This is a genomic window from Amylolactobacillus amylophilus DSM 20533 = JCM 1125 (assembly GCF_001936335.1).
Lineage (GTDB): Bacteria > Bacillota > Bacilli > Lactobacillales > Lactobacillaceae > Amylolactobacillus > Amylolactobacillus amylophilus.
In genome coordinates, this window is record NZ_CP018888.1 from 1,153,575 (window position 1) to 1,171,539 (window position 17,965).

Consider the following 17,965-nt stretch of genomic DNA (forward strand, 5'->3'; position numbering starts at 1 on the left):
TTGCCGTCTTAGCTCAGTTGGTAGAGCATCGGTATCGTAAACCGAGGGTCACAAGTTCGAATCTTGCAGACGGCATATTAACTATAACTTAAAAACACCCAGTAAGCGCAATACTATGCGGTTGTTGGGTGTTTTTTAAGCGTTTATAAATTGGAAAAATGCCAAATTTTTAGAAAGAAATTATAGAAAATTGAAACTGGTTTGCGGGATAGAGGAATGTTTGTTAAACTTTCTAACCTGTACGATATCAAAATGGTGGTAGTAAATTATGAAAAATGAAAAAGTAAAAACTTTTCTAGGGCATCCGTTAGGTCTGAGAACCTTATTTATGACGGAATTCTGGGAGAGATTTAGTTATTATGGTATGCGTGCTATCCTGTTGTACTACATGTACGATGCGATGGCAAACGGTGGCCTTGGAATTGATAAGGCGACAGCTGGTTCAATTATGGCCATCTATGGCTCGATGGTCTATCTGACGTCGGTCATTGGCGGGTTCGTCAGTGATCGAATTCTTGGCAGCAGAAGAACTGTCTTTTGGGGTGGTATTGCCATCATGATTGGTCATATCATTCTCTCGATGCCGCTGGGCTTCGCCGGACTACTGTGGTCGATTGCCTTCATCATTATCGGTACCGGCCTCTTGAAGCCAAACGTCTCTAACATGGTAGGTCACCTGTACGGTGAGAATGATTCACGGCGGGACTCTGGCTTCAGTATCTTCGTCATGGGAATCAACCTTGGTTCATTCATTGCCCCACTGGTTGTCGGAGCGATGAAGGGTGCATACGGGTACCATGCCGGTTTCTCACTTGCCGCAATTGGGATGGCTGTGGGACTAATCTTCTATGTCATAGATTCGAAGAAACAATTTAACAAAGAGGACGACAAGGCTCCCGATCCGATTCTAAAAGCCGAGCTCAAAAACATTGTGGTGCGGGTAGTGATTGCCTTAGTTGTGGTGGTCGTAATCATTGTGTTGATGGCGGTAACGAACACATTGACGATTGACAATATCGTTGCTGGACTAAGTATCATTGCAATTGTGATTCCGATTTTTTACTTTGCACAGATGCTAACCAGCCCGAAAACAAACAAAGAGGATCGCTCACGAGTGCTCGCGTATATTCCGCTGTTTATTGCAGCTGTAGCCTTCTGGGCTATCGAGGAATCGAGCTCGGTTGTGCTCGCGTTCTTTGCGAAAGACAACACGCGAATTCTGCATATTTTCGGTTACACGGTTGACCCAAGTCAATATCAATCATTGAATCCGCTCTTCATCATCTTCCTCTCTCCTATTTTTGCATGGCTCTGGATCAAGCTTGGTAAAAAACAACCGAGTTCACCAATGAAATTCGTAATCGGGCTGATTTTCACCGCGGCATCATACATGATTATGGCCGTGCCGATGATTGGCCGAAGTGAGGATGTGCGTGTAAGTGGCCTCTGGCTTGTGGCCAGCTTCTTCTTGGTGGTGATTGGGGAGATGCTCGTCTCACCGGTAGGCCTTTCGGTGACGACAAAACTGGCGCCAAGGGCATTTAGCTCGCAGATGATGGGGATGTGGTTCCTAGCTGATGCGGTGGCTCAGGCGATCAATTCACAGATTATTCGCTTCTATCATGAAGGGAACATTGCAAACTACTTTATCTACGGCGGAATTATCGCGCTTGTGTTATCATTAATTATGTTCATGTTGAAGGGCAGGATTTCTAGGCTCATGGCTGGAGTGAAATAATTGGTGAGAATTGCTTTTGCAAGCGACTTACACTTCGATGTAAATCAGCTTGACGCGAAAAAGTTAATCCAACAACAAATCGACTTCTTGAACAGACAAGAAGTCGATTATTTTTTTGTGACTGGCGATACCTTCAATGACTTCAACAAAACACTTGAATATTTTGAGCAATTCAACAACTTGGCGCGTAATACCAAGGCCTACTTTATTGCTGGAAATCACGATATGGTTCGCGGCGTCAAATACTACCAACTGGAGGAGCCACAGTCGAAATACTATCTCCACCACAAGACGTTATTGATCCCTGATACAAACTTTGCCATAGTGGGGAATAACGGTTGGTATGATTATAGCTTTGCTAAGACCCGGCTTAATTTGACTGATAATGATTACTACCATTTCAAGCAGACATACTGGGTTGACGCGGTAATCGATGCCCCGCTATCCGACCGGGAGCGTTTTGACCGCACCCTGGCACAGATAGAAGAGTCGATTGAGCAGGTCCAGGCTGTGGGGCAATCTAATAGGCACATTATTTTGTTAACGCACTTTGTGCCAAGGCTGGAGTTTATCAAGTTCACTGACTATGAGAAGTGGAACATTTCCACCGCGATGCTCGGCGGAGTCGGGCTGGGTGAGCTGATTGATCGTTATCAACTGGACTACGTTGATTTCGGTCACTTGCATATCCGCACACCAGACACGCAGATCGGGCAGACGACATACCTCCATCAACCGCTTGGCTATCGTACCAAACGCAGGCATGAGTGGGAGAACGCTGACTTTATGACGGAGTTTATGCAGACCACTAAAATAATAGAAATTAACTAAAAACGCTTGATTTTTGGCTGTGGTTTAGCTATGATATTTAGGTGCTAAAGTTATGGAGGAGTAGCGAAGTGGCTAAACGCGGCGGACTGTAAATCCGCTCCTTCGGGTTCGGTGGTTCGAATCCACTCTCCTCCATTTGTATTATTGGGTTATAGCCAAGCGGTAAGGCAACGGACTTTGACTCCGTTATGCGATGGTTCGAATCCATCTAACCCAACTAAATAAAGACAGCTAGGGTAATTCCTAGCTGTCTTTTCATATTGTTGAAACTAGCTGAGTAGTTCACGGTGATAGCCACCGTAGCCGACTGAAGTGAATGCTGGGTTGTCCTCGACATCCTTGATGGCCGTGACGAGCGCGTCTTCGGCCGTGGCCCCATGACTGAGAGCGCAAGCTGCTTTCTTGACGCCTTCTTCGGCAATTTGCCACGTTGCAATCATAAAATAACTCGTAATTAAACCTCCCTGATTGGACTGATTTCAATCTTGTTGGTGGAGTGGTAAATTTTTCCTTTTTGGTCTAGTTGACGTATAATCTTTTTAAGGAGTGATCATATGCAAGAGCCAATGTATATCCAAATACACAACAAAATAAAAAAAGACATTGAAAATAAGAAGTGGTTGGTTGGCGAACGAATACCAGCAGAACGCCAATTAGCCATTGATTTCAATGTTAGCAGAATGACCCTTAGGCAAGCAATCAAAACTTTAGAAGATGAGGGCATTTTAGAGCGGCGTTTGGGCTCTGGCACGTATGTTGCTAACCAAAAAGTGCAGGAAAAAGTAAGTGGTATAATGGGCTTTACCGAAATGATGACCGCACAGGGGAAAAAACCAGCTAGTCAAACCATCTCATTTCGGATGGTGCAACCTTCCCTGAGTGAAAAGGAAAAGCTCGAACTAGGGGATGAGGAAGAGGTTCTCCGGATGGAACGTGTGCGATTCGCCGACGGCGTGCCTATTTGCTATGAGATAGCTAGCGTACCACGTTCCTTGGTCAACAACTATACCAGAGAAGAGATTACGTCCTCTCTGTATCAAGTCCTCGAGAATAAAGGTAAGGTAAATTTCGGCCACGTAGAGCAGCGGATTGGTGCGTCAATTGCAAATGAAGAGACAGCCCGTTTGTTGGATATTAAGAAGGGGGAGGCCGTCGTGACTAGGCGACAAGTTTCACACCTCGATACCGAGCAGCCATTTGAATATGTACGGGCTCAGTATGTTGCCGAACGATTTGAATTTATCTTCGAAAATTAAAAAAACTTCAGTCAGCACATACGTTTGAAAACGCATGTAGTAGCCTGAAGTTTTTTTCTTGCAAATTTTGAGGTCTTACTAGGGGGGTATATCTTAATGAGCAAGCAAATGGTACTTAGTTATTTTTTGTGCTCTTCATCGTCAGGAGTAAGGAGGTCCTTCGCCTTCTCAACTGTTTCTGTCACCTTTTCTTTTGCTTTACCAAGTAACTCTTCTGCTTTACCTTGGTTCTCGCGCGTCTTATCACCGGTCAGCTTACCTTCTGCTTGCTTGAGGTTACCGGTAATTTTTTCTTTTGTACCATAGTCTTTCGTGTCGTGATCTCTATTCATTTCTGTCTCCTTTAAATAATTAATTTGAATACAATTTAATTATATTAAGGATAAACGGACAAGTATATCATAACGACTTTATTTAAAAAAAACCGGGATAAATTATCCCGGTTTACTTAATTTTATTTCAAATCCTCTTTGATTTTAGTTGTGGAGATTCCGGATGTACGTGGGAGGTACACCACTTCACAATAGTCCTTAAGAAAGTCAAATTGACCTTGCCAATCATCACCCATGACGAACGTATCGATGTCGTATTTCTGGACATCTTTGACCTTTTGATCCCAGTCGTTCTCGGGAATTACTTCGTCAACGTACTTGATGGCTTCCAGAATATATTTGCGGTGTTCGTATGAATTATAAGCCTCTTTGTGTTTCTTGAACTCGTTGAATTCATCCGTTGATAGCCCCACGATTAGGTAGTCACCCATTTCTTTTGCGCGCTTTAACAGGCGAACATGGCCCCAGTGTAAGAGATCAAATGTACCGTAAGTAATTACTTTTTTCATTAATATTCTCCTTTGTCAGGACTATTGTAGCAAATAACCTTGAGAACTTCCTGAAGAATTAGATAAAAAATCAAATTTCGTACAATATTTAGATAAAGATTTGATATGATAAACTAGATTAATTTCGTGGAATACTGAAGGTTACTGATGAAAAACTTTTTATTTAAACTATACCTAGGCTGTATCAAACTGGTCTTACAGTTTACAAAAACTGATGCAAATAAATATGTCATTTTAAATGGTGCCGGTCGTTCTGGGTCTAACGGCTTTTTATTTTACAAATATTTGCGGGAAAACCATCCGGAAATTTCCGTTGAGCTGGTCGAGCCGTTTCCGACAACCCACCTTTCCTTTAAAACTTGGCAGAGTATTTCCCGGGCAAAGTTCATCTTTGTGACACATGAGCCATTTAAAATCAAGCGGAATCAGATTTGTGTGGAGCTGTGGCATGGTATCCCACTGAAGCGCATGGGCTTCATGGCAAAGAATACTAATCCCACTAATAACTTGAAGACGATGAAGACATGGGCCAAGGAGGCTGACTACGTCGCCTCCAGCTCTGCGCTATACGAGAGTCTAATGTCCGCCTGTGTTGGTATCAGTGATGATAAATATCTGCGTGTGGGATTTCCAAGAATCGATGCGCTCTACGGTCAAGCAGATGAGCTTTCTGAGGCTATCATTGAACAGCTCTTTGACGCTCCCAAAGTAAATAAACAGACCAAACTAGGCATTTACATGCCAACATTTAGATTCGAATTAGAGAACGAGTCAGTGATGCAAGAAATTAGTGCGGGGAACTTTCTCGCCGTCTCCGACTTTGACCTCCAGCAACTAAACGCTTTTCTACAACAGCATAACCAATTCCTGCTTGTGCGACTCCATCCTTATGAACAGAAATTCATGAAGCAAGAACTCAGGCTCTCGAATATTGCAGTCTTAGAGGATGCTTATTTAGTAGAGCATGAGTTAGACTTGTACGAAATTCTGCGCGTGACAGACTACTTGATTACCGATTTCTCCTCAGTCTACTTTGACTATCTCCACTTGAATAAACCAGTTTATTTCCTTGCGAACCATCTTAATGAATATCTAGCGAAACGAGGAATTTTGCTCGATCCGTATGAGAAGGTGACGCCTGGCGTGAAGGTCACCTCACAAACCGAGCTCGAGCAGGCCATGGTGTCTGATGATCACTGTGCAGCTAAACGTACGGAATGCTTAGAACTCAGCTACTCTATTCCCAAAAACGCGAATAGTCAGCGGCTGTTTGACCAATTAATCGAAGTGAAGGGGGATTAAGTGTGCGTAAAACTTTAGTTAATATTTTCTACAATGCCGTCTACCAGATTTTTCTGGTCTTAGTCCCACTAATAACGGTCCCTTATATTTCTCGTGTGATGGGTCCAGGACCATACGGTGTCTATAGTTCGGTTAAATTTACGATTCAATTCCTGATGGTATTCTGCTCTGCGGCGATTGGTTACATCGGTACGAGAACCATTGCTCGCTTGCGTGCTAAAGGCTCAACTAAGGAAATGACCGCAGCTTTTTGGGGACTATGGTATATTCAGGCTATTGCAAGTCTGGTCATGATTATTTTGACTGTTGTATTTGTGACGGTTTTTAAAATCAAATATTGGAATTATTTCTACCTGCAAATTCCGTTTTTGATCTCCGCGATGTTTGATATTGCCTGGTTCTTTCAGGGCGTGGAAGAGTTTGGTCGAGTGGTACTCAGAAATACGATTGTCAAATTATCATCTGTGATTCTGATCTTCCTCTTGGTGAAAAGACCAGGAGACCTGTGGATTTATATGTTAATAATGTCGGTTAGCACGATGATTGGTAGCTTTGTCTTTTGGGTTTCAATCAGTCAATATGTCGGGCGACCAACCAAAAGTTTCTACCAACTGAAGCCCACAATCGCTTCGATTATCACCTTGTTGATTCCACAAATTGCCACCCAGGTGTATACGTCGTTAGATAAACCAATACTGGGTGCATTTGTAAGCCCAAACCAGGTCTCGTTTTATGACAATTCCCAACGCATATCGACGATGATTCTCGGAGTTATTACCTCCATTACAATTGTGATGATGCCGAAGATGGCCAGTACTGGTGAGCAATTTCAAAAGTTCTTCGTCAAAAAATCGTATGAAGCAACACTATTTCTGGGGCTGATTTTTGCAATAGTTGTAGCAATTAATACGCATGAATTCGTGCCGTTCTTTTTTGGTCCCAGATACGAACCGGTCGCACAACTAATGATGTTCTCCACACTAACGATTATTTTTATCCCTGTTGGGGGCGTGTTTGCCAATCAGTTTGCGCTGGCAACAAAACGTGATAAGGATTATGCCATTCCGGTAGTTGTTGGCGCAGTTCTAAGTCTAGCTCTCAGTTTTATCCTCTACCCTAAATTTGGTGCTGCTGGTGCCACGGCAACCGTAGTAACAACCGAGTTTATCGTCTGTTTAATGCGGATTTGGATTGTGCGTGATGCACTTGACTTTAGTTACATCTTTAACGAGACACCCAAATATATAATAATGGCACTAATTACACTTGTGGTCGGATTCCTGCTGCCACAACTGGTTGGTAATGCCTTCTTTGATATGGCAATTAAGTCAATTATTGTCATGATTGTTTATGGTGGATTGTTCTTCTTACTCAAATTTGACCTGAATCAAGATGTGTTAAAATTGGCTAAGAGAATGATCAAACGTTAATAGGTGGAGAATATGAATAAAGTTACAGTACTTGGCGTGGATTTTGATAATAAATCAATGAGTGAATTTCAAAATACCTTTATCGAGCGACTGAATAATCGGCAATCCACGTTCATCGTGACGGCAAATCCAGAAATTGTGATGGTGGCGCAGGATGATCCGGATTTTATGGCAACCATTAAGAGGGCTGATTATGTGACTGCCGATGGGATAGGGATCGTGAAAGCTGGCAAGATGTTGCACACACCCCTAAAGGAACGTGTGGCTGGATTTGACCTGTTTATGTGGTTCCTAAACGTGGCGGAGAAGAGAGGAAGTCGGGTCTACCTAATTGGTGCACAACCGGAAGTCATTACGTGCGTGCGGGAGAAGTTGACACTTGATTACCCAAGCATTGAACTCGTCGGTGCAAGAGATGGTTATTTCAAAGAAGATTTGAACGAAATTGCAAATGAGATAGCGGCTACAGAACCTGAAATGGTGTTTGTTGCATTGGGGTTCCCCCGTCAGGAGCAATTGATTGATCTCATGCGAATTAATGGTGTTCCGGCCATGATGATGGGTGTGGGTGGAAGCTTCGATGTCCTTGCTGGCGCCGCTAAGCGAGCACCAAAACTGATGCAGGACCTCCATTTGGAATGGTTTTATCGCTTAATCAAAAATCCGTCGCGGTTCAAGCGTATGCTGGTTTTGCCCAAATTCGTGCTTGAGGTTAAGAAACGCGGTGACGGAGAATGAGAATATTACATATAAACGCAGGCCTCGAACAGGGCGGCGGTCTTTTTCACATAGTCAACTTATTGAAGGTCGCAAGACTTGAACAGCAGGATTTTACCTTGCTAACATTTGCTGATGGACCGGTCGCGGCAGAGGCACGTAAGGTTGGTGCTAAAGTAGACGTATTGGGAATTGATAGTCGGTATGATCTTAGACTACTGCAGAAACTGAAGCGATACATCAATAAGGGTAATTTTGACATCGTTCACACACATGGTGCTCGTGCCAATCTGTTCATGTCCATGATTAGCGGTCAAATACCTGCTAAGTGGGTCATCACGGTGCACAGTGATCCAACGAAGGATTTCGGCGGCCGGGGGTTTGTCGGGCGAGTTTTTACTAAACTGAACCTCCGCAGTCTTAGGAAGGCGGATAGATTATTAGCCGTCACCAAAAACTTCAAGAATCTCTTGGTCCAGCAGGTTCAAGTCGATCCTGCACATATTAGCGTGATTTATAACGGTATTTTTTTCGATCAAGATGAGAAAAAGCAGCTACAGCACGCGGGATTTAACATAATCAATGTTGCAAGAATGGAGCCGATCAAGGGACAAATGCTCCTACTCCAGGCGCTTTCTGAGTTGAAGTTAGCAGACCTCAAGTTGCACTTTGTGGGCGATGGCAGTGCGTTGCAGGAACTAAAAGAGTATGTGAAGGCTCACGGAATGAACGAGAACGTCGTTTTTCATGGTTTTCTACCACAATCAGCAATCAATGATTTATACCAAACGATGGATCTGGCGGTGTTAACTTCTTACTCGGAGAGTTTTCCCCTTGTGCTCCTCGAGGCCGCAAACGCTGAGGTACCTATTCTGTCAACGAACGTTGGTGACATCGAAAAGATGATACCAGATGAACAACACGGCTTCGTAGCCTCGATTGGCGATGGCGGTTCCATCAAAAACGCAATTTTAAAGGCTTATTCAATCCACCAAGAACAACCAAGCACCCTTAATGAGATGGCGCAAATTGAGAAATCATACCTGAGCGCCAATTTTTCGATGGTGCAGCAACTAAACTCGATTGAGAGTATTTACCGCGTACTACTTAACAACTAAGTTGGGTTTTGAAAGGGAATTTTTTAAATGGGTAGACAGACACAAAACTTTAGTTACTTTAAGCAGGTACCAATTGTCATCTTCTTTGCGCTACAACCAATTGCTTTAGGGCTGATTGCAAAAAACGCTGGGGCCAACAGCAATTTAGCTATTTTCTATACCAGCTTAGCGGCCATAATTGGTGTGCTATTGTTTTTAAAGTCAATTGGGAGCGACTTTAGGCTCAAGTTAATCAAAGTGGTCAACTGGCTAGTAATTACATCGTTCACTACGCTAGTCTATCTTGACCTCACTAGTGCTGCAGCGGCTGCGGATTTTCTGACCCCGTTAGTTTTGGCATCTGGAATCACGAGTATTTATTTGCTGCAGCAACAGTTCAATGCTCGACAGGTATTAATTTTTATTTTAACCCTTGTTAATGTACTGTTAGTGGGGAATCCTGTGGCGAGTGTCTTGTTTGTTTGTGATGGCTTGATTGCAATAGGCGCCAGCTTCTACAGGCGAAGAGCCACGGGGCAAATCAATGTTCAAACGACCGTAATCTTGATTATTGCTTTTGTTGGTCTGAGGCTTGACGTGACCGGATTGAAGTTGCTTCAGCCCGAGTTGAATGATTACGTGATAATCTTATACTATTTGGTCGTGTTATTTGCCGGGGTTTATTGGACAAAACAGCTCAAAATCAAGACTAACGGTAACTACTGGCTCATTGCTGGGACCTTGACAGCAAATCTAATTATTGTGCAACTCTCGCTCCAATATGCAGGAATTCTGAACCCGTTAAACGTCGTGGCTGCCGCATTTATTTCTTGGCACCTCTTTCTTTTTGAAGGTGTGCGTGTCGGCGATGATGTCAGCGGTATTCCGCGGGTCTCTGTACTCATGCCCACATATAACAGTGCGAACACGATTGAAGCATCACTTGATTCATTGTTGATGCAGGACTATTCCGATTTCGAAGTAATCGTGATTGACGATGGCTCGACCGATGCCACCCGATCCGTCGTTGAAAGGTATCAGGCCAATCACCCTCAAATGGCGCTTACCTACGTATATCAAGCAAATGCGGATCAACTTGATGCGCTCATGAATGGCCTTGAACTAGTTACTGGTGCTGTGACATACATACTTCATTCTGATGATCTACTTTATAATGAACGGGTGCTCACCGGCGGGGTAGAGGCGCTGCAGCACATTGGCGTTGCGGGAGTCTTCCCCGACTTTGAGGTAGTTGACAATCACCTGGCGCGAATCAAGGTCAATCGTGTTAAGCCATTTGTTGGTGGCAAGTCTACTATTGTCAAAACGGGGCTCCAATTTGGGCGTAATCCGTACAGCGACTTTGCCTTTTGGCGGACCAATATTTTCAGGCAGCAAGTTGCCTCAAATTACTTGGCGAACAATATGGTTGCCTGGTACGATTTTGAGCAGAACGTCCCTTTGAATATGGTTAACTTAAATATCATTGGGTTCAAGTATCGGATCCACGAGGGTAATTATCTGAATTCCACGGATGGCTCGGTCAATGTGCTTAGTGGGGAGCTCCGCACTTTGACACATGTTCTTGCGCGGCACAGGATACCGGCGTTTAAGCTACAATCACTAGTGTTTCGGGCATTCAATAAATTTAAGCTAGATAGCTTAATTCCAGTCATTAGCTTTAGCGGTCAGACAGAGCCGGCCGAGATTGTGGAGCAGGTAATTAAATTACGTGTACCGGAAATCAACCACCCATACCTCCGGACCATACTTGATTTCTTCAGGAATAGGAATAATCAAAAGCAGGCTGAACTGGTGGTACCTGAGGATCTACGAATCTTTAGGGGTGGAGAAATTAGACTATTTAACCGGCAGCTAGCTAGTGGTTCGTTGCCAGATTTCTATCATCAACTGATGGAATTACTTGCAGCTGGCACAACGACTATCACCGTGGCTAGCGCAAGTTCTGCTACCAAGATTACGCAATTATTAGAATTTTTCTGTGTCCGCGATTATGTCAAAGTTGAGGTGATTAAATAATGATTCCAAAGAAGATACATTACGTTTGGGTTGGGGGGAATGAGAAACCTGCCGCCATCCAGCAATGCATGGCAACCTGGCGCAAACAACTGTCTGATTACGAGATAATCGAGTGGAATGAGGATAACTTCGATCTGAAGCAGAATAAGTATATTAGGCAGGCCTATGAAGCAAAGAAGTGGGCTTTTGTCAGTGATTATATCCGTGCTAGTGTCGTGTACGAGTATGGCGGTATCTATTTGGATACGGATGTCTTAGTCTTAGACGACTTGAATAAACTGCGAGAAAATCGGGCTTTCGTGGGCTTTGAGAACGCTCAGTACCCATTTACCGCCACGTTCGGTGCGGAGCCGCACCATCCGCTGGTAAAGGATATGGTCGATTATTTCAATGAGCTAGACTTTGAGTTTGATACTAGTCAACAGATGGCTGGCGTCAATACAGTCAGCGTTTCCGATATTCTCATTGATAAATACCATTGCCTCCCGAATAATCAGGAGCAGTTACTTGAAACGGGCATTCACGTTTATCCGGACAATATTTTGTGTAACCCAAGCGCGGAGTCTAGCACAATTCACGTCTTTACCGGTACCTGGATGGAAGGTAAAAAGTCCTTGAAACGTCAGTTGGTTACTAAATTTAAATTACACATTAAGACCAAGAGGCAGGCTTCATTGTATGCCAGAATTTTTGGTCGTGGCTGATAGTTCGGATACTTGGACTATCTTTTTTTGTGAGATTAGTTATACTAAATATGTAAAAAACTTTGATAATCGAGGACAAACCATGATTCGGAAGACTGAAGATTCGTTAATTTTACATACTGACCTTTATCAATTAAATATGATGTATACCTACTTCAAAGAGGGCATCCATAACAGGCATGCCGTATTTGAATGTTATTTCAGAAATATTCCATTCAAAAATGGCTACGCGATTTTCGCCGGGCTGGACCACTCTATTGAATACCTCAGCAGCTTGAAATTTGCTGAGAGTGACTTGCAGTACCTAAAGGATACTCAGGGCTACGACGATGACTTTCTCTCTTACCTCAGAGACTTTGACTTTAGTTGTACAGTCAACTCTGCAGTTGAGGGTGAGATTGTGTACAACAACGAACCAATCTTTCAAGTTGAGGGTCCATTAGCCGAATGTCAGCTAGTTGAGACCGCATTACTCAATATCATCAACTTCCAGACGTTGATTGCAACGAAGGCGTCCCGAATTAAGTCTGCTGTGGGTGACGATATCGTGATGGAGTTCGGTACACGACGGGCTCAAGAGACGGAGGCGGCAATTTGGGGAACTAGGGCTGCCTACATTGCGGGTTTCGACTCTACGAGTAACGTCCGCGCCGGCAAGAGATTTGGTATTCCCGTCAGCGGTACGCATGCACATTCTCTGGTCCAGGCCTATCGGGATGAGTACAAGGCATTCAAGGCGTATGCAGAAACTCATCGCGATTGCGTCTTTCTGGTTGATACGTATGACACGTTGAAGAGTGGCGTGCCAACAGCAATTAAGGTTGCTAATGAGATGGGTGACAAAATCAATTTTGTCGGCGTTCGGATTGATTCTGGCGACATGGCATACATCTCGAAAAAGATTCGTAAGCAACTTGACGAGGCTGGTTATCAAAATACCAAGATTTTTGCATCAAACGATCTTGACGAACAAACCATTACCAATTTAAAGATGCAGGATGCGAAGATTAATGCGTGGGGTGTAGGAACCAAGCTGATTACGGCTTTCGATCAACCAGCGCTTGGTGCTGTTTATAAACTGGTAGCGATTGAAGATGAACATGGCCAGATGGAGGATACGTTGAAACTTTCTAGCAATGCCGAGAAGGTGACAACACCGGGTAAGAAGCAGGTTTGGCGTATCACAAATAACGATAAGGACAACAAGTCTGAGGGCGATTGGGTAAGCCTTGCCAGTGAGAATCCGCGCAGTTATGATTCGCTATTTATGTTTCATCCGCAATATACCTACATCAATAAGGTCGTCAAAAACTACACTGCTCGGCCAATTTTACAAACCATATTCCAGCAGGGAGAATTAGTGTATCAGGTACCTACGCTTGAGGAGACCCGTGAGTACAGCCGGATTCAATTGGATAGTTTATGGGACGAGTACAAACGCGATTTGAATCCGCAGGAATATCCGGTTGATTTGTCCCAGAAGCTGTATGATCACAAGATGACGTTGATTCATGAAATTCGTGAGAAGTATTCAAGGGAGTAGAAAATGCGTGAATTGCAGAAAGAAATTATCGAGTTAGAGAGAACTAAGCCAACGATTGAACCGGAACATGAAGTGCGTCGTTCTGTAGATTTTCTGAAGGATTATCTACAGCAGAATCCAGGCTTGAAGACTTATGTCCTAGGAATTTCTGGGGGTCAGGATTCGACTTTAGCTGGTAAATTAGCCCAGATGGCGATTAGCGAGCTGCGAACAGAAACTGGTGCTAAGGATTACCAATTTGTGGCGGTTCGGTTACCATACGGCGAACAAGCTGACGAGCAAGACGCACTAGATGCAATCAAGTTCATCCAGGCAGACATGACGATGGTTGTGAATATCAAACCGAGCGTCGATGCTCTGGTGGAAGCTGTCACTCAAGATTCCCTTGTAATTTCAGATTTCAATAAAGGAAACATTAAAGCGCGGGCTCGGATGGTGGCGCAATATGCGATTGCTGGTCAGATGCACGGTGCTGTTATTGGCACCGATCACGCCGCTGAAAATGTGACGGGCTTCTTTACGAAATATGGTGATGGTGGTGCTGATTTACTTCCCCTGGCTGGGCTCAATAAGCGCCAGGGCAAGGCATTGCTGAGTTATCTTAAGGCTCCTAGTCATCTGTACGAAAAAAAACCAACAGCAGATCTAGAGGAGAAGAAGCCACTGCTGCCTGACGAGGAAGCATTAGGCGTAACCTACGATCAGATTGACGACTACCTTGAGGGTAGGAGAATTAACGGGTTAGCGGCGGAAAAGATCGAACAGCTTTATCTGAAGTCAGAGCACAAGCGGCATCTGCCTGTGACGCCTTTTGAGCGGTAAAAATCTGGCTAATTGCAAATTGTCAAAAGGTTAAGCTTGCATAATTTAGTTAATTTATTTTATAATAGTTTTATCCATAAGGGAGTAACTTGCAGAATAATGTGATAAGTTCATCAACCGGAGATATTCTGGGCTTATCTTAATTAGTGAGACTTATGTGCGGATTATTTTCGTGCGTAAGTCTTTTTTCTTAAGTTATCAATTTTAATATCGGAGGAACAAATGGACGTTAAAAAACGGATTTATGCTCAAACCAATAACGAGATTATGGAGCAGTTTGCCACTACAAATCGTGGCTTAACTAACGCTGAAGTACAGGAGCGGCTAGCTAAGTATGGTCCAAACGCCTTGGAAGCTGGTAAGAAAAAGACTATGCTCCAAAGGTTTTTAGATCAATTTAAGGATTTCATGATCATCGTATTGATGGCTGCTGCACTGATTTCTGGGTTAGTAGCACAGGAATGGGCCGACTCAGCGCTCATTATGTTGGTTGTGATTATCAATGCTATCCTCGGTGTTTTCCAAGAATCAAAGGCTGAGGAAGCGATTGATGCATTAAAGAAGATGTCAACACCAGACGCCCGTGTACGCCGCGACGGGGCAATCGTGTCCATCCCGAGTGACCAATTGGTTCCGGGTGATTTGGTGCTCCTGGAGGCTGGTGACGTTGTACCGGCAGATATGCGTCTGATCGACGTGGCTTCGCTCAAGATTGAGGAGTCAGCTCTGACTGGTGAATCCGTCCCGGTCGAGAAGAGTAATGAGACCTTGAACGACGAAGATGTTCCTCTGGGGGACCGGATTAACATGGGTTACATGAATAGTAATGTAACCTATGGCCGTGCAGAAGGTATCGTCACTGGTACGGGAATGCAGACTGAGGTTGGTCAAATTGCCCACATGATTAATCAGGCCGACGAGACCACAACGCCACTCCAAATGAATTTAAATTCGCTTGGTAAAACTTTGACAATCTTAATTCTGATTGTTGCTGCTTTGATTTTTGGAATTGGAATATTAAACAACCCACAAGGCTTACCAATGAACGAGTTGATCATGAATATGTTCTTGGTTGCTATTTCATTGGCCGTGGCTGCGATTCCGGAAGGGTTACCAGCCATTGTTACGATCATTTTGGCACTTGGGACACAGAAGATGGCCAAGGAAAATGCACTAGTGCGTAAACTGCCAGCTGTAGAAACTTTAGGTAGCACCGACATTATCGCTTCTGACAAAACCGGTACGTTGACGATGAACCAGATGACGGTGGAGAAGATGTACTACCAAGGTGTGCTCAGGGATGCTGATGCCGATATCGATTCAGATAACAAAGCGCTGGTAGTAATGAGTTTAGCTAACGACACTAAGATTCAAAATGATGGGAACCTGTTAGGCGACCCAACAGAGACCGCGCTCATTCAATATGGTTTTGACCACGATTTCGACGTGCGCAATCTGTTGAAGAAGCAGCCACGTGTGCAAGAAGTGCCATTCGACTCGGAGAGAAAGCTGATGTCGACGGTCCACGAGCAGGCAGACGGTAGATATCTTGTGGCCGTCAAAGGTGCGCCGGACGAGTTGTTGAAACGCATTACTACTGTAGAAATCAACGGTGAGCTTTCACCAATCACGGACGAGCAGCGGGACAATATTCTGCAAACTAATGAGGACATGGCTAAGCAAGCATTACGTGTACTAGCAATGGCTTACAAGACGATCGATGAGCGTGTGCTGGTTGCAGACAGTGAAAGCTTAGAAAATAACCTTGTGTTTGCCGGACTTGTTGGGATGATTGATCCACAAAGACCAGAAGCTGCCCAGGCTGTTAAAGAGGCTAAACAAGCGGGTATTCGGCCAATGATGATCACTGGTGACCACCAAATTACTGCCGAGGCTATAGCCGTGCGGCTAGGGATTATCGAGGCAGGTGATGATGACGCAGTCATTACCGGTGCTCAGCTTGATGCGATGGATGATGCTACTTTTGACCAACGCGTAGGTGAATTCTCAGTCTATGCGCGTGTCTCACCGGAACATAAGGTAAGAATCGTTAAGGCATGGCAGAAGCGCGGTAAGGTTGTTGCCATGACAGGTGATGGCGTCAACGATGCGCCAGCTCTTAAAACATCAGATATTGGTATTGGGATGGGTATTACCGGAACCGAGGTATCGAAGGGTGCTAGTGATATGGTGCTTGCGGATGATAACTTTGCCACAATTGTGCTTGCTGTGAAGGAAGGTCGTAAGGTCTTCGCAAATATTCAAAAAGCCATTCAATATCTGATGTCGGCGAACCTGGGTGAGGTATTAACACTATTCTTTATGACCATTCTTGGTTGGGATATTTTAGCTCCTGTCCAATTACTTTGGATTAACCTGGTAACTGATACCTTTCCTGCCATTGCTCTTGGTGTTGAGCCAATTGAACCTGGCATAATGCAGCGCAAGCCAAGAGGAAGAAAGTCTAATTTCTTCTCCGGCGGCGTAGCCTCATCGATCTTCTACCAAGGAATTATTGAGGGTGCATTAACGCTGGGAGTTTATCTGATTGGTTTACACGTTGGCCCGCATGTGAGTGATCCTGCATTACAGCATGCTGATGCATTAACGATGGCTTATGTAACTTTAGGCCTGATCCAGTTATTCCACGCATTTAACGTGAAATCGGTGCATCAATCGTTATTCAAGATTCACCCATTTGCAAACAAGATGTTCAACTTGGCAATCGCGGTATCCTTTGTCTTATTAGCAGTGACCATTGTGGTTCCTGGTTTCAATGGCTTATTCCACGTAACGCCACTTGACCCAATTCAGTGGGCGATTGTCATTGCGGCGGGTATTTCAATGCTAATCATTGTTGAAGTTGTTAAATTTGTGCAACGTAAGATGGGTAAGAATTAATTTGGGCCAGAAGATGTATAATAATTAATTAAAAAACAAAACGACCTGCGGGTCGTTTTTTAGTGGGGGATGATTAGTAGTGACTCAGCAAGAATTACAGCAACTGGTTGAGCAAATCTCACTCGAATATTTTAAACGGCCGTTTCGCCACCGAGTCGTGATCAATCACCGTTTCAAGACCACTGGTGGTCGCTATCACTTGGCAGACCACCATCTTGAGTTTAATCCTGCATTTCTGACAGCCGAGCTGCGAACAGATTTAATTGGCATTGTAAAGCACGAACTGACCCATTACCATTTACATCTCTTACACCGTGGATACCGTCACCAAGACCGGGATTTCAAGGTTTTACTACAACAAGTCGGTGGGAGCCGCTTTGCGCTAGACGTCGGCAATCGGCGGCCGCAAGCGAAGAAATTTCACTATATCTGTACTAACTGTGGGCAGCAATACCACAGAGTAAAAAGAATAGATACAAGGAGATATCGTTGTGGTGTGTGCAGTGGTATACTAAAAATAACAACGAAAATGTAATTAACTTTCTTTCGATTTTGGTGAAAATAGGCTTGAAAAGAATATCTATCTCTGATAAACTTTTCAAGTACGCGGGCGTGGCGGAATGGCAGACGCGCAAGATTAAGGATCTTGTGATCAATTACGATCGTGGAAGTTCGAGTCTTCTCGCCCGCATAAAGAAAGTTGATTCTTTGGGTAAATCTTCCCATGACAATATGACAGATAG

The 17,965-nt window shown here is 44.1% G+C and carries 16 protein-coding genes and 4 tRNA genes; 17 read left to right on the plus strand and 3 right to left on the minus strand.

What is annotated here, in order from left to right; all coding sequences use genetic code 11:
- Positions 1-2 precede the first annotated feature (2 nt).
- The 5 genes from LA20533_RS06045 (at position 3) to LA20533_RS06065 (ending at position 2,786) form a co-directional block, all read left to right on the plus strand.
- Positions 3-75, plus strand: a tRNA-Thr gene (locus LA20533_RS06045).
- Between the two features lie 193 nt (positions 76-268).
- Complete coding sequence (locus LA20533_RS06050) at positions 269-1,738, plus strand: peptide MFS transporter (protein ID WP_056946928.1); 1,470 nt, start codon at positions 269-271, stop codon at positions 1,736-1,738.
- A gap of 3 nt (positions 1,739-1,741) precedes the next feature.
- Positions 1,742-2,569, plus strand: a complete 828-nt coding sequence (locus LA20533_RS06055) for a metallophosphoesterase (protein ID WP_162254397.1) — start codon at positions 1,742-1,744, stop codon at positions 2,567-2,569.
- Between the two features lie 54 nt (positions 2,570-2,623).
- Positions 2,624-2,704: transfer RNA gene (locus LA20533_RS06060), tRNA-Tyr, on the plus strand.
- A gap of 10 nt (positions 2,705-2,714) precedes the next feature.
- Positions 2,715-2,786: transfer RNA gene (locus tag LA20533_RS06065), tRNA-Gln, on the plus strand.
- Between the two features lie 52 nt (positions 2,787-2,838).
- On the opposite strand, the gene LA20533_RS08610 is transcribed toward LA20533_RS06065, so the two are convergent.
- Positions 2,839-3,009, minus strand: a complete 171-nt coding sequence (locus LA20533_RS08610; RefSeq protein WP_156408178.1) for a hypothetical protein — start codon at positions 3,007-3,009, stop codon at positions 2,839-2,841.
- A 114-nt stretch (positions 3,010-3,123) separates the two neighbouring features.
- Between LA20533_RS08610 and LA20533_RS06070 the strand changes: the two genes are divergently transcribed.
- The gene (locus tag LA20533_RS06070) at positions 3,124-3,825 is read left to right on the plus strand and encodes a GntR family transcriptional regulator (RefSeq protein ID WP_056946921.1); all 702 of its coding nucleotides are present in this window, start codon (positions 3,124-3,126) and stop codon (positions 3,823-3,825) included.
- Between the two features lie 119 nt (positions 3,826-3,944).
- Here LA20533_RS06070 and LA20533_RS06075 read toward each other — a convergent pair whose 3' ends face one another.
- Complete coding sequence (locus LA20533_RS06075; protein WP_056946917.1) at positions 3,945-4,157, minus strand: CsbD family protein; 213 nt, start codon at positions 4,155-4,157, stop codon at positions 3,945-3,947.
- A 122-nt stretch (positions 4,158-4,279) separates the two neighbouring features.
- Positions 4,280-4,666: a glycerol-3-phosphate cytidylyltransferase gene (tagD, locus tag LA20533_RS06080; RefSeq protein WP_056946914.1), complete on the minus strand. Its 387-nt coding sequence runs from the start codon at positions 4,664-4,666 to the stop codon at positions 4,280-4,282.
- Between the two features lie 147 nt (positions 4,667-4,813).
- On the opposite strand from tagD, the gene LA20533_RS06085 reads away from it, so the two are divergent.
- The 11 genes from LA20533_RS06085 to LA20533_RS06135 all read left to right on the plus strand — a co-directional run bounded on the left by LA20533_RS06085 (position 4,814) and on the right by LA20533_RS06135 (position 17,913).
- A complete protein-coding gene (locus LA20533_RS06085) occupies positions 4,814-5,968 on the plus strand; it encodes a CDP-glycerol glycerophosphotransferase family protein (protein WP_056946909.1) in 1,155 nt (384 codons plus the stop codon).
- A 2-nt stretch (positions 5,969-5,970) separates the two neighbouring features.
- Positions 5,971-7,398 (plus strand): oligosaccharide flippase family protein, encoded by a 1,428-nt coding sequence (locus LA20533_RS06090; RefSeq protein ID WP_056946906.1) that lies wholly within the window; start codon positions 5,971-5,973, stop codon positions 7,396-7,398.
- Positions 7,399-7,410: 12 nt separating this feature from the next.
- Entirely contained in the window at positions 7,411-8,136 is a 726-nt protein-coding gene (locus LA20533_RS06095) for a WecB/TagA/CpsF family glycosyltransferase (protein WP_056946903.1), read from the plus strand.
- Complete coding sequence (locus LA20533_RS06100) at positions 8,133-9,233, plus strand: glycosyltransferase family 4 protein (RefSeq protein WP_056946900.1); 1,101 nt, start codon at positions 8,133-8,135, stop codon at positions 9,231-9,233. Before LA20533_RS06095 ends, LA20533_RS06100 begins: the two co-directional genes overlap by 4 nt.
- Positions 9,234-9,260: 27 nt before the next feature.
- Complete coding sequence (locus tag LA20533_RS06105) at positions 9,261-11,252, plus strand: glycosyltransferase family 2 protein (RefSeq protein ID WP_056946898.1); 1,992 nt, start codon at positions 9,261-9,263, stop codon at positions 11,250-11,252.
- Positions 11,252-11,956: a glycosyltransferase family 32 protein gene (locus tag LA20533_RS06110; protein ID WP_056946895.1), complete on the plus strand. Its 705-nt coding sequence runs from the start codon at positions 11,252-11,254 to the stop codon at positions 11,954-11,956. Before LA20533_RS06105 ends, LA20533_RS06110 begins: the two co-directional genes overlap by 1 nt.
- A gap of 82 nt (positions 11,957-12,038) precedes the next feature.
- On the plus strand, positions 12,039-13,499 hold the full coding sequence (locus LA20533_RS06115) for a nicotinate phosphoribosyltransferase (RefSeq protein ID WP_056946942.1): 1,461 nt from the start codon (positions 12,039-12,041) through the stop codon (positions 13,497-13,499).
- A 3-nt stretch (positions 13,500-13,502) separates the two neighbouring features.
- On the plus strand, positions 13,503-14,321 hold the full coding sequence (gene nadE, locus LA20533_RS06120) for an ammonia-dependent NAD(+) synthetase (RefSeq protein WP_056946893.1): 819 nt from the start codon (positions 13,503-13,505) through the stop codon (positions 14,319-14,321).
- A gap of 222 nt (positions 14,322-14,543) precedes the next feature.
- Positions 14,544-17,222: a calcium-translocating P-type ATPase, PMCA-type gene (locus LA20533_RS06125; protein ID WP_056946890.1), complete on the plus strand. Its 2,679-nt coding sequence runs from the start codon at positions 14,544-14,546 to the stop codon at positions 17,220-17,222.
- A gap of 79 nt (positions 17,223-17,301) precedes the next feature.
- Positions 17,302-17,757: a SprT family protein gene (locus tag LA20533_RS06130; RefSeq protein WP_054746348.1), complete on the plus strand. Its 456-nt coding sequence runs from the start codon at positions 17,302-17,304 to the stop codon at positions 17,755-17,757.
- Positions 17,758-17,828: 71 nt separating this feature from the next.
- Positions 17,829-17,913: transfer RNA gene (locus LA20533_RS06135), tRNA-Leu, on the plus strand.
- Positions 17,914-17,965: the final 52 nt, after the last annotated feature.